The 12,260-nt window shown below is 59.6% G+C and carries 10 protein-coding genes; 7 read left to right on the top strand and 3 right to left on the bottom strand.

Annotated elements, in window-relative coordinates; genetic code table 11:
- Nucleotides 1–207: 207 nt before the first annotated feature.
- Both tsf and rpsB read right to left on the bottom strand, forming a co-directional pair.
- A complete protein-coding gene (gene tsf / locus J7E41_RS17520; protein WP_155581618.1) occupies nt 208–1,071 on the bottom strand; it encodes a translation elongation factor Ts in 864 nt (287 codons plus the stop codon).
- Nucleotides 1,072–1,274: 203 nt separating this feature from the next.
- The gene (rpsB, locus tag J7E41_RS17515; protein WP_201195514.1) at nt 1,275–2,012 is read right to left on the bottom strand and encodes a 30S ribosomal protein S2; all 738 of its coding nucleotides are present in this window, start codon (nt 2,010–2,012) and stop codon (nt 1,275–1,277) included.
- 386 nt (nt 2,013–2,398) lie between these two features.
- Here rpsB and map point away from each other — a divergent pair, with 386 nt between their 5' ends.
- The 3 genes from map (at nt 2,399) to dapC (ending at nt 7,207) form a co-directional block, all read left to right on the top strand.
- Entirely contained in the window at nt 2,399–3,181 is a 783-nt protein-coding gene (gene map, locus J7E41_RS17510; RefSeq protein ID WP_214994652.1) for a type I methionyl aminopeptidase, read from the top strand.
- A gap of 59 nt (nt 3,182–3,240) precedes the next feature.
- Complete coding sequence (locus J7E41_RS17505; protein WP_214994650.1) at nt 3,241–5,943, top strand: [protein-PII] uridylyltransferase; 2,703 nt, start codon at nt 3,241–3,243, stop codon at nt 5,941–5,943.
- A gap of 64 nt (nt 5,944–6,007) precedes the next feature.
- On the top strand, nt 6,008–7,207 hold the full coding sequence (gene dapC, locus J7E41_RS17500; RefSeq protein WP_214994649.1) for a succinyldiaminopimelate transaminase: 1,200 nt from the start codon (nt 6,008–6,010) through the stop codon (nt 7,205–7,207).
- 12 nt (nt 7,208–7,219) lie between these two features.
- Here dapC and J7E41_RS17495 read toward each other — a convergent pair whose 3' ends face one another.
- Nucleotides 7,220–8,863: a Na+/H+ antiporter gene (locus J7E41_RS17495; protein ID WP_214994648.1), complete on the bottom strand. Its 1,644-nt coding sequence runs from the start codon at nt 8,861–8,863 to the stop codon at nt 7,220–7,222.
- Between the two features lie 265 nt (nt 8,864–9,128).
- Between J7E41_RS17495 and J7E41_RS17490 the strand changes: the two genes are divergently transcribed.
- From J7E41_RS17490 to J7E41_RS17475, 4 genes are all read left to right on the top strand, one after another.
- Nucleotides 9,129–9,437 carry an arsenate reductase gene (locus J7E41_RS17490; protein ID WP_251029555.1) on the top strand — a complete coding sequence of 103 codons (309 nt, stop codon included), beginning with the start codon at nt 9,129–9,131 and terminating at the stop codon, nt 9,435–9,437.
- 33 nt (nt 9,438–9,470) lie between these two features.
- Nucleotides 9,471–10,505 (top strand): 2,3,4,5-tetrahydropyridine-2,6-dicarboxylate N-succinyltransferase, encoded by a 1,035-nt coding sequence (dapD, locus tag J7E41_RS17485; protein WP_214994646.1) that lies wholly within the window; start codon nt 9,471–9,473, stop codon nt 10,503–10,505.
- A 69-nt stretch (nt 10,506–10,574) separates the two neighbouring features.
- Entirely contained in the window at nt 10,575–11,780 is a 1,206-nt protein-coding gene (locus J7E41_RS17480; protein WP_214994645.1) for an aminotransferase class V-fold PLP-dependent enzyme, read from the top strand.
- Nucleotides 11,777–12,190 carry a SufE family protein gene (locus tag J7E41_RS17475; protein ID WP_214994644.1) on the top strand — a complete coding sequence of 138 codons (414 nt, stop codon included), beginning with the start codon at nt 11,777–11,779 and terminating at the stop codon, nt 12,188–12,190. Before J7E41_RS17480 ends, J7E41_RS17475 begins: the two co-directional genes overlap by 4 nt.
- Nucleotides 12,191–12,260 lie beyond the last annotated feature (70 nt).

Here is a 12,260-nt window from a genome sequence, read left to right as displayed (position 1 = left end):
GAATCTCTCCTGCGGCGTATTTTTTAAAAATTCTTGGCAAACCGTTTACGGCCTGCGTTCACTCTAGCTCGACGCTACCACAGCGCCATCGGAACACGGCTTTGTAAGCCAGTTCCGAAGGGAGACCAAATAAATTGATCACCCCATTTGAAAAGAGGCTGCGCGCGTGAGCGGGCAGCCTCTTTTGGGCGACAGTTGAAAACTGTCTTATTGCTTGGCGGCAGCCAGCTGGGCAGCAACTTCTTCAGCGAAGTTGTCGACCGGCTTCTCGATACCGTCGCCTACTTTGAAGTAGGTGAAGGAAACGATTTCAGCACCGGCTTTCTTGGCCAGTTCGCCAACCTTGATTTCAGGGTTCTTGACGAACGCCTGCTCAACCAGGCTCGCTTCAGCCAGGAACTTGCTGATACGGCCTTTGATCATGTTTTCAACGATGTTTTCCGGCTTGCCGGCGATCTTGTCAGCGTTGAGGCTCAGGAACACAGCCTTCTCGCGCTCGACCGCTTCAGCGGACACTTCCGATGGCAGCAGGAATTCAGGGTTGCTGGCCGCTACGTGCATAGCGATGTCTTTGGCCAGCTCAACGTTGCCGCCTTTAAGGGCAACCACAACGCCGATCTTGTTACCGTGCAGGTAACCACCAACAACATCACCTTCAACGCGAGCCAGGCGACGGATGTTGACGTTTTCGCCAACCTTGCCGACCAATACCAGGCGAGCAGCTTCTTGAGCTTCGATCAGCGGAGCGACGTCAGTCAGCTTGTCGGCGAACGCTTTTTCAACGCTTGCAGCAACAAATGCCTTGAAGTCGTCCTGCAGAGCCAGGAAGTCGGTCTGCGAGTTCACTTCCAGCAGAACGGCGGTTTTACCGTCTTCCTTCAGGGCGATGGCGCCTTCAGCAGCTACGTTGCCTGCTTTCTTGGCAGCCTTGATGGCGCCCGAAGCACGCATGTCATCAATGGCTTTTTCGATGTCGCCGCCGGCCTTGGTCAAGGCCTTTTTGCAATCCATCATGCCTTCGCCAGTACGCTCACGCAGTTCTTTGACCAACGCTGCAGTAATCTCTGCCATTTCAAAATCCTCTTGGATAGGTTTTCAACCATTCCACCCGATCAAACGGGCGATCAATTCTTCCCGAGTCACCCTTGTAAGCCGCCGCACGTTACAGTCGCAATGTTGCGCTGCCACAACTGGGCGCCGACAAATGGTTTTCGAGGTGGCAAAAAGGGGGCCAAGCCCCCTTTTTGCTTACTGAGTCAACGCCAAGGCGTCAATTACTCAGCTGCTGCTACCGGAGCTTCTTCAACGAACTGCTCGGTGCCGCCAGCAACGTGGTTGCGGCCACGGATTACAGCGTCAGCCATCGAACCCATGTACAGCTGGATAGCGCGGATTGCGTCATCGTTGCCTGGGATGATGTAGTCAACGCCTTCCGGGCTGCTGTTGGTATCGACTACGCCGATAACCGGGATGCCCAGCTTGTTGGCTTCGGTGATCGCGATGCGCTCGTGATCAACGTCGATAACGAACAGTGCGTCAGGCAGACCGCCCATGTCCTTGATACCACCCAGGGAACGATCCAGCTTTTCCAGGTCGCGAGTGCGCATCAGCGCCTCTTTCTTGGTCAGCTTGGTGAAAGTACCGTCTTCGGCTTGCACTTCAAGGTCACGCAGACGCTTGATGGAAGCACGGATGGTTTTGAAGTTGGTCAGCATGCCGCCCAACCAGCGGTGATCGACGTACGGCGAACCGCAACGTGCTGCTTCTTCAGCAACGATCTTGCCAGCGGAACGCTTGGTGCCGACGAACAGAATCTTGTTTTTGCCCTGGGCCAGACGCTCTACGAAAGTCAGAGCTTCGTTGAACATTGGCAGGGTTTTTTCAAGGTTGATGATGTGGATCTTGTTACGCGCGCCGAAAATGTATTTACCCATTTTCGGGTTCCAGTAACGGGTTTGGTGACCGAAGTGCACACCGGCCTTCAGCATATCGCGCATGTTGACTTGGGACATGATAGTTCCTTAATAAGTCGGGTTTGGCCTCCACGTATCCCAATGACCAACCAGCGGCATCAAGCCTCCGGCACCCAGGTCATCGTGTCGACACGTGTGTGGATTTAAGCTTTGCGGGGTATCCCCGGAAAGCGGCGCATTTTATACCATACGAAGGGCAAAAACGAAACCCGCAATCGCATTTGCCGGCAACCGCTTTTGCGCAGGCCTTTGAATAGAGCCAGAACGCCCTCATCTTAATAGATAGAAGCGATAGCCAGACGCTCATGGTTTACCCCCTGCGTCTGTTAGAATCGCGTTTTTTGGGTTTGTGCGAATTCAGCAACCTTTTGTCGCACCCCCGTAAACCGTATTGATTTCAGCGCGTCGCGCTAGAGAGAGCCTGTATGACCGTCACCCTCAAAACCGCCGAAGACATCGCTGGCATGCGCGTTGCCGGCAAACTGGCTGCCGACGTGCTGGAAATGATTGCCGAACACGTCAAGCCCGGCATCACCACCGAAGAACTGGACCGCATCTGCCACGACTACATAGTTGATGTGCAAAAGGCTATCCCCGCGCCACTGAACTACAAGGGCTTCCCCAAGTCGATCTGCACCTCGATCAACCATGTGGTCTGCCACGGGATTCCCGGCGACAAACCACTGAAAGACGGCGACACCCTGAACATCGACGTCACCGTGATCAAGGACGGCTACCACGGCGACACCAGCCGCATGTTCCACGTCGGCACCGTGCCCGTATGGGCCGAGCGTCTGTCGCAGATCACCCAGGAATGCATGTACAAAGCCATCGAGATCGTCAAACCCGGCTGCCGCCTGGGTGACATCGGTGAAGTGATCCAGAAGCACGCCGAAAAGAACGGTTTCTCGGTGGTTCGCGAATTCTGCGGCCACGGCATCGGCAAGGTGTTCCACGAAGAGCCGCAGATCCTGCACTACGGCCGCGCCGGCACCGGTATGGAGCTCAAGGCGGGCATGACCTTCACCATCGAACCGATGATCAACCAGGGCAAGGCCGACACCAAGGTGCTGGGCGACGGCTGGACCGCCATCACCAAGGACCGCAAGCTCTCGGCCCAGTGGGAACATACCCTGCTGGTGACCGATACCGGCTACGAGATCTTCACCTTGCGCGCTGACGACACGATCCCTCGCGTTTCGGCCTGATTGTTGCGTCGGTTTTCACCCAAAGCGTGTGACCTATAGATAGAAAGGAAAGCCGATCGATGCCCCAGGTGGATCCCGAACTCTTCGACCGTGGCCAGTTCCAGGCGGAGCTGGCGCTGAAGGCAAGCCCTATCGCCGCCTTCAAGAAGGCCATCCGCCAGGCCCGGGAAGTGCTTGATGAGCGCTTTCGCAGTGGCCGGGACATCCGTCGGCTGATTGAGGATCGCGCCTGGTTCGTCGACAACATTCTGCAAAAGGCCTGGGAACAGTTCAGCTGGAGTGAAGACGCCGACATCGCCCTGGTGGCGGTCGGCGGCTACGGTCGCGGCGAACTGCATCCCTACTCCGACATCGACCTGCTGATCCTGCTGGACAGCGCCGATCATGAGATTTTTCGCGATTCCATTGAGCGGTTTCTGACGTTGTTGTGGGACATCGGCCTGGAAGTCGGCCAAAGCGTACGTTCAGTGGATGAATGCGCCGAAGAGGCTCGCGCCGACCTGACCGTGGTCACCAACCTGATGGAAAGCCGTACCATCTGCGGCCCCGAGCGTCTGCGCCAGCGCATGCTGGACGTCACCAGCACCGCCCACATGTGGCCGAGCAAGGATTTCTTCCTGGCCAAGCGCGCCGAACAGAAGGCCCGGCACCATAAGTACAACGACACCGAGTACAACCTGGAACCCAATGTCAAAGGCTCCCCTGGCGGACTGCGGGACATTCAGACGATTTTGTGGGTCGCGCGGCGTCAATACGGCACCCTGAACCTGCGAGCCCTGGCCGGCGAAGGCTTCCTGGTGGAGAGTGAAAACACCCTGCTGGCTTCATCCCAGGAATTCCTCTGGAAGGTGCGCTACGCCCTGCACATGCTCGCCGGACGCTCCGAAGACCGTCTGCTGTTCGACCATCAGCGCTCTATCGCAACGCTTCTTGGGTTCGAAGGTGAAGACGCCAAGACCAGTATCGAAAGCTTCATGCAGCAGTACTACCGGGTGGTCATGAGCATTGCCCAGCTCAGCGACCTGATTATCCAACACTTCGAAGAAGTGATCCTGGCCCCGGAAGACGAAACACCGCCACTGCCGATCAACTCGCGCTTCCAGCTACATGACGGCTACATCGAAGCACGCAACGACAACGTTTTCAGCCGCACGCCGTTTGCCATGCTGGAAATCTTCGTGCTGATGGCCCAGCAGCCGGAGATCAAGGGCGTACGTGCCGACACCATTCGTCTGTTGCGGGAAAACCGGCACCTGATCGATGACGATTTTCGCAACGATATCCGCAACACCAGCCTGTTTATCGAGCTGTTCAAGTGCAAGATCGGCATCCATCGCAACCTGCGACGGATGAACCGTTACGGCATTCTCGGGCGTTATTTGCCGGAATTCGGCTTTATCGTCGGGCAAATGCAGCACGACCTGTTTCACATCTACACCGTGGACGCCCACACCCTGAACCTGATCAAACATCTGCGTAAGTTGCAGTACACCCAGGTGTCAGAGAAATTCCCGCTGGCCAGCAAGCTCATGGCGCGTCTGCCCAAGCCCGAACTGATCTACCTCGCCGGCCTGTACCACGACATCGGCAAGGGCCGTCACGGCGATCACTCGGAAATTGGTGCCGTAGACGCCGAAGCGTTCTGCCAACGTCATCAGTTGCCCGTGTGGGACAGCCGCCTGATTGTCTGGCTGGTGCAAAACCATCTGGTCATGTCCACCACCGCCCAGCGCAAGGACTTGTCCGACCCGCAGGTGATCCACGATTTCGCGCAGATCGTCGGCGACGAGACCCGTCTCGATTACCTGTACGTGCTGACCGTCTCCGACATCAACGCCACCAACCCGACGCTGTGGAACTCCTGGCGCGCCAGCCTGTTACGCCAGCTCTACACCGAGACCAAGCGTGCCTTGCGTCGCGGCCTGGAGAATCCAGTGGACCGCGAAGAACAGATCCGTCGCACCCAAAGCGCGGCCCTGGACATCCTGGTACGCGGCGGCAACGACCCGGACGACGTCGAGCAGCTCTGGTCGCAACTGGGAGATGACTACTTCCTGCGCCACACCGCCGGCGACGTGGCCTGGCACAGCGACGCGATTCTGCAGCAGCCCGCCGACGGCGGACCACTGGTGCTGATCAAGGAAACCACCCAGCGTGAGTTCGAGGGCGGCACGCAGATCTTCATCTATGCGCCGGACCAACACGACTTCTTCGCCGTGACTGTGGCGGCCATGGACCAGCTCAACCTGAACATTCACGACGCCAGGGTTATCACGTCCAGCAGTCAGTTCACCCTCGACACCTATATCGTGCTCGACACGGAAGGCGAGTCCATTGGCGACAACCCGGCCCGAGTGAAGAAGATCCGCGAAGGCCTGGCCGAGGCCCTGCGTAACCCCGACGACTACCCGACCATTATCCAGCGCCGCGTACCTCGCCAGCTCAAGCACTTTGCCTTTGCGCCCCAAGTGACCATTCACAACGACGCACAGCGCCCAGTGACCGTGCTGGAGCTCAGCGCGCCGGACCGACCTGGCCTGCTGGCGCGGATCGGCGGGATCTTCCTGGAGTTCGACCTGTCGCTGCAGAACGCCAAGATTGCGACCTTGGGCGAACGAGTAGAAGACGTGTTCTTTATCACCGACGCTGACAACCAGCCGCTTTCCGACCCTGAACTGTGCCGCCGCTTGCAGGATGCAATCGTCCAGCAGTTGAGCGTCAGCCATGAGCCCGGGGTTGAATTGTCGCGACTGAGTATTTGACGGACGGGCGGGCGGTCCTCCCGCCCTCCTCCCAAGTTTTTAATGCCTTGCACGAGATCCACCGATGAACAACGCCCTGAACCAGCTGCAGCCTTACCCGTTCGAGAAATTGCGCGCCCTGCTGGGCAGTGTCACGCCGACCCCGGATAAACGCCCGATCGCGCTGTCCATCGGCGAGCCCAAGCACAAATCCCCGGATTTCGTCGCCCAGGCCCTGGCCAACAATCTTGATCAGATGGCGGTATACCCGACTACCCTGGGCATTCCCGCTTTGCGCGAAGCGATCGGCACCTGGTGCGAGCGGCGTTTCGACGTGCCCAAGGGCTGGCTGGATCCGGCGCGCAATATCTTGCCGGTCAATGGCACCCGTGAAGCGCTGTTTGCCTTCACCCAGACCGTGGTCAATCGTGGCGAAGATGCACTGGTGGTCAGCCCGAACCCGTTCTATCAAATCTACGAAGGCGCTGCGTTTCTCGCCGGGGCCAAGCCGCATTACCTGCCATGCCTGGATGAAAACGGCTTCAACCCGGATTTCGAGGCGGTCTCGGCAGACATCTGGAAACGTTGCCAGATCCTGTTCCTGTGCTCCCCGGGCAACCCGACCGGCGCACTGATCCCCGTCGACACCCTGAAAAAACTGATCGTCCTGGCCGACCAGTACGACTTCGTGATAGCCGCCGACGAGTGCTACAGCGAGTTGTACTTTGACGAGCAGACTCCACCACCAGGCTTGCTCAGCGCCTGCGTTGAACTGGGTCGCCAGGACTTCAAGCGCTGCGTGGTGTTCCACAGCCTGTCCAAGCGCTCCAACCTGCCGGGACTGCGCTCCGGCTTTGTGGCCGGTGACGCCGAGATCCTCAAGGCCTTCCTGCTGTACCGCACCTACCATGGCTGCGCAATGCCGGTTCAAACCCAGCTCGCGAGCATTGCCGCGTGGCAGGACGAGGCCCATGTACAGGCCAACCGTGACCTGTACCGGGAGAAATTCGACGCGGTGCTGGCGATTCTCAAGCCGGTGCTGGACGTGCAAAACCCGGACGGTGGCTTTTACCTGTGGCCGAATGTACAAGGCGATGACGCCGCATTCTGCCGGGATCTGTTCGTGGAAGAGCATGTGACCGTGGTGCCAGGCTCCTACCTGTCGCGGGAAGTGGACGGTTTCAATCCCGGCGCCGGGCGTGTACGCATGGCACTGGTTGCGCCGCTGGCCGAGTGCGTAGAAGCCGCTGAGCGGATTCGCGACTTTATCCTGCGCCGCCGCTAAGCTGATCGCGGGTCACTTCATGTGACCCAGGTTTGCCTCACTCATATCCAGATCCGCCAACACCTCCCGCAGCACGTCATCGCCAATCTGGTGATGGCGGCTCAGGCTATACAGTTCCAGGCGCTGCGCCCGCAGGGCCTTAAGCCGTAACTTGCGCTCCAGTTGATCCATCTGGAACGCCAATGCCTGGGCCTCGGCCGAGTCGTTGAACACCTCCAACTGATGACGATACTCCGACATGATCCGCGCCTTGAGCTCTGTCGACAAAGCAGCCTGGGCGGCATCCTGGGGCGCGGCATCGGCAGGCTCTTCAACCTCTAGCGCATGAATCGCCGCTTCGGCAGTTTTCTTCCAGGCGTCTCGCACCTCTCCACGACGCTTGTTGTCCGGGCTCTTTTCAATACCCCGCAGCAACAGCGGCAAGGCGATACAGGCGACAACCAGCGACAGCAGGATCACCCCGGCGGCAATGAAGATCAGCAAGTCACGCTCCGGAAAGTCCACGCCAGGGCTCAACAGCAGCGGCACCGACATCACGCCCGCCAGGGTCACCGCCCCGCGCACGCCGCCCACGGTCAACAACCAGCAGGAACGGGCCGTCGGCACTAGCGTCAATGCGCCTTTGCCTCGCAGGCGCCGCAGCAAGCCTGAGAGGCGCCAGATGCTTTGCACCCAGATAAACCGCAGCACCACCAGCACCAGGAAGATCGCAACCACCTCCAGGCAGCGATACATCAACGTCGGCCACAGCGTAGCCTCGTGACTGGTCACCGCCTTGATGATGTCCGGCAACTGCAAACCCAGTAGCAGGAAGATCAGGCCGTTGAAAGCAAACTCCAGCAGCGACCAGACGCTTCGGTTGAGCAGGCGAGTGCTGGTCTGGCGCGGCAGCAGATCCAGCCAGCTTTGCATCATCCCCGCCGCAACCGCCGACAGGATGCCCGAGGCACCAAGACGCTCAGCCAGCACGTAAGCAGCAAATGGCAGCAATAACATGAACACTACGTGTGTGGCCGGATCGTCCCAGCCTCGGGCGATCATCCAGGCCCGCAGGCGGCCCACCAGCCAACTCAAGGCCACACCAATGGCCAGGCCGCCGACCGCCACCAACACGAAGGTCAGGCTGGCATTCGCCAGGGAGAACACCCCCGTCACTGCCGCCACCAGGGCAAACTTGAACGTCACCAGACCCGACGCATCGTTCATCAGGGCCTCGCCCTGAAGCATGTGCATCAAGGGCGTCGGCAGGCGGTTCTGGGAAATGGCTGACACCGCCACGGCATCCGTCGGCGACAACACCGCCGCCAGGGCGAAGGCCACGGGCAGTGGAATAGACGGCAACAACCAATGAATGAAGTAACCGGCGCCCACTACGGTGAACAACACCAGCCCCACGGCGAGCGTCAGAATCGGTCCGCGCAGGCGCCACAATTCACGCTTTGGCATACGCCAACCATCGGAGAACAGCAGCGGGGGCAGAAACAGGAAAAGAAACAATTCCGGGTCCAACGCCACATGCAGCCCCAGGGTCGGCCAGGCCAGCAAGGCCCCGGCGGCGATCTGCACCAGTGGCAGCGGCAAAGGAATGACACGCCCCACAAGGCGCGAAACGCTGACCAACATCAGCAGGATTAGAACGGTGTAGGCGGTTTGCATAACACGGGATTCCCAGACAATCGACTTGCAATAACACACATCAGGCAACAACTCGCCGTTGAAGTGCCATATTAGCCGCCTATGCTGCCCGCTGACCGTTGCACAAAAGTCGCACCTGTTAACGCCAATGGGTGACGAGCGGCACCGAACCCTTCCGGTCGTGGCATAATCCGTGGTCTTTCATTTTCAGCTACCCAAAGGGGGCAATTCCTTGACCGCTTCAAGCAAAACGTTGCACCTTTTCGGCATCAAAGCCTGCGACACCATGAAAAAGGCGCGCACCTGGCTCGATGAACACGCTGTCAGCTATGAGTTTCATGACTACAAAACGGTCGGCATCGACCGCGAACACTTGACCCAATGGTGCAATGAGCACGGTTGGCAGGTGGTTTTGAACCGTGCGGGCACCACCTTTCGCAAACTCGAAGACGAACGCAAAGCCGATCTCGACCAGGCGAAAGCCATTGAATTGATGCTCGCACAACCCTCGATGATCAAGCGCCCGGCGCTTGATCTCGGTGACAGAACCCTGATTGGCTTCAAGCCAGATAGTTATTCGGCGGCCCTCAAGTAGGCCAGCCCACTCCATTTTTGTAGAGGTAACAGCATGTCCAACTCCCTGTTCAGCCTGGGCTTCGGCGTCGGCACTCAGAACCGCCAAGGTGCTTGGCTGGAAGTGTTTTACGCACAACCCCTGCTCAATCCATCGGCTGAAGTCGTCGCGGCCATCGCGCCAATCCTCGGCTACAGCGAAGGCAACCAGGCGATCACCTTCACCGTCGCCCAGGCTTCGCAACTGGCTGACGCCCTCAAAGGCGTCGATGCAACTCAAGCCGCCCTGCTCACCCGCCTGGCTGAAAGCCACAAGCCGCTGGTTGCCACGCTGCTGGCCGAAGACGCCGCGCTGACGTCCACCCCAGAGGCCTACCTCAAGCTGCATTTGCTGTCCCATCGCCTGGTCAAGCCGCATGGCCTGAGCCTGGCCGGTGTGTTCCCGCAATTGCCGAACGTGGCCTGGACCAGCCAGGGCGCCATCGACATCGCCGAACTGGCCGAACGCCAACTGGAAGCCCGCCTGCGTGGCGAGTTGCTGGAAGTGTTCTCGGTGGACAAGTTCCCGAAAATGACCGACTACGTCGTGCCAAGCGGCGTGCGTATCGCTGACGCTGCACGTATCCGCCTTGGCGCCTACGTCGGCGAAGGCACTACCGTGATGCACGAAGGTTTCGTCAACTTCAACGCCGGCACCGAAGGCCCGGGCATGATCGAAGGCCGTGTATCGGCTGGCGTGTTCGTCGGCAAGGGCTCGGACCTGGGCGGCGGTTGCTCCACCATGGGCACCCTGTCGGGCGGCGGCAACATCGTGATCAAGGTCGGCGAAGGCTGCCTGATCGGCGCCAACGCCGGTATCGGTATCCCATTGGGCGACCGCAACACCGTGGAATCGGGCCTGTACGTGACCGCCGGGACCAAGGTAAAGCTGCTCGACGAGCAGAACCAACTGGTCAAGGTGGTCAAGGCTCGCGAACTGGCCGGTCAACCTGACCTGTTGTTCCGTCGCAATTCCGAGACCGGTGCCGTGGAGTGCAAAACCCACAAATCGGCCATCGAACTGAACGCAGCGCTGCACGCTCACAACTAAGCAGCGACTCGATGCCACTGGCGGGCTGCACCTTTGCGGTGTAGCTCGCTTATACGAGTCTTGATCACCATGCTTGTGCCCTCTCCCTGGCGCGCCGATTTTCCGGCCATCGCCACCCTGCAACGGCAAGACCAGACCTATCTGGACAACGCCGCCACCACGCAAAAACCTCAAGCCTTGCTGGACGCGATCAGTCATTACTACGCCAATGGCGCAGCCAATGTGCACCGTGCTCAACATCTGCCGGGCGCCCATGCGACCCAGGCCTTCGAGGACAGCCGCAACAAAGTGGCGCAGTGGCTGAATGTCGGCGACGACGGGCAGATCATCTTCACCCACGGCGCGACGTCTGCGCTGAACCTCCTGGCTTACGGCCTGGAGCACCTTTTCAACCCGGGTGATGAGATTGTCATCAGCGCCCTGGAACACCACGCCAACCTGCTGCCCTGGCAGCAACTGGCCAAACGTCGGGAGCTTGAGCTGGTGGTGTTGCCGCTCGACGCCGACGGCCTGATCGACCTGGAAGCCGCTGCCCGCTTGATTGGCCCGCGTACTCGACTGCTGGCAGTGAGCCAACTGTCCAATGTGCTCGGCGCCTGGCAACCGTTGCCGCGGTTATTGGCGCTGGCCAAGGCGCACGACGCCATGACAGTGATCGACGGCGCCCAAGGCATTGTCCACGGACGCCATGACGTACAGGCCCTGGGCTGCGACTTCTATGTGTTTTCCAGCCACAAACTCTACGGCCCGGACGGCGTCGGCGTGCTTTACGGGCGCACCGAAGCGTTGCATCACCTGCGTCATTGGCAGTTTGGCGGCGAGATGGTGCAACAGGCCGACTACCACAGCGCCAGCTTCCGTCCGGCGCCTCTGGGTTTCGAAGCGGGAACACCGCCGATTGCCGCAGTGATCGGCCTGGGAGCAACCCTGGACTACCTGACCTCACTGGATCAGCACGCGGTGATGGCTCACGAAGCCGCGCTGCATGACTATCTGCTGCGTGGCTTGAAAGCGCGCAATGGCGTGCAACTGCTGGGCTCACCACAAGTAGCCTTGGCCAGTTTTGTGGTGGAAGGCGTGCACAACGCTGACCTCGCCCACCTGTTGACCGAACAAGGGATTGCCGTACGCGCAGGCCATCATTGCGCGATGCCGCTGCTCAAGCACATGGGGTTGTCGGGTGCGATTCGGGTATCCCTGGCGCTGTACAACGACTCCGACGACCTGGAGCGCTTCTTTGAAGCGCTGGATCAGGCCTTGGACATGCTGCGATGAGCTTGCCCACGGAGGCGGTGGCTGCGCTGGAAGCCTTTCAGGCAGTCACCAGTTGGGAGCAACGTGCACGCATGCTGATGCAATGGGGCGAGCGGCTACCGGCCTTGGCGGACGAAGATAAGGTCGACGCCAACCTGGTGCAGGGCTGTGAGAGCCTGGTGTGGCTGGTGGGGCGTTTGCAGCAAGGGCATTGGCAGTTTGCCGCCAGCAGCGATGCACGCCTGATTCGCGGGCTGGTGGCGTTGCTGCTGTTACGGGTTAACGGTTTGTCTGCCGACGAGTTGCAGGCCGTTGATTTGCCTGATTGGTTCAATCAACTGGGGCTTGCCCGCCAATTGTCACCGTCACGCAGCAATGGCCTCAATGCGGTGCTTCAGCGGATGCGGGACCTGAGTCGTACACAACACTAAATGTGGGTGCGGGCTTGTGTGGGAGCGGGCTTGCTCGCGAAGGCGGTGGGTCAGCCAAACATCTGGTGAC

Source organism: Pseudomonas fluorescens, assembly GCF_018614655.1.
GTDB classification, from domain to species: Bacteria; Pseudomonadota; Gammaproteobacteria; order Pseudomonadales; family Pseudomonadaceae; genus Aquipseudomonas; species Aquipseudomonas fluorescens_BX.
This window is presented reverse-complemented; position numbering and strand designations above follow the sequence as displayed.

Bases quoted from the DNA above. Each gene is read 5' to 3' on its own strand.
- dapD (WP_214994646.1), top strand. From the start codon at position 9,471: ATGTCCAACTCCCTGTTCAGCCTGGGCTTCGGCGTCGGCACTCAGAAC.
- rpsB (WP_201195514.1), bottom strand. From the start codon at position 2,012: ATGTCCCAAGTCAACATGCGCGATATGCTGAAGGCCGGTGTGCACTTC.
- J7E41_RS17475 (WP_214994644.1), top strand. From the start codon at position 11,777: ATGAGCTTGCCCACGGAGGCGGTGGCTGCGCTGGAAGCCTTTCAGGCA.
- J7E41_RS17480 (WP_214994645.1), top strand. From the start codon at position 10,575: ATGCTTGTGCCCTCTCCCTGGCGCGCCGATTTTCCGGCCATCGCCACC.
- J7E41_RS17505 (WP_214994650.1), top strand. From the start codon at position 3,241: ATGCCCCAGGTGGATCCCGAACTCTTCGACCGTGGCCAGTTCCAGGCG.
- dapC (WP_214994649.1), top strand. From the start codon at position 6,008: ATGAACAACGCCCTGAACCAGCTGCAGCCTTACCCGTTCGAGAAATTG.
- tsf (WP_155581618.1), bottom strand. From the start codon at position 1,071: ATGGCAGAGATTACTGCAGCGTTGGTCAAAGAACTGCGTGAGCGTACT.
- J7E41_RS17490 (WP_251029555.1), top strand. From the start codon at position 9,129: ATGAAAAAGGCGCGCACCTGGCTCGATGAACACGCTGTCAGCTATGAG.
- J7E41_RS17495 (WP_214994648.1), bottom strand. From the start codon at position 8,863: ATGCAAACCGCCTACACCGTTCTAATCCTGCTGATGTTGGTCAGCGTT.
- map (WP_214994652.1), top strand. From the start codon at position 2,399: ATGACCGTCACCCTCAAAACCGCCGAAGACATCGCTGGCATGCGCGTT.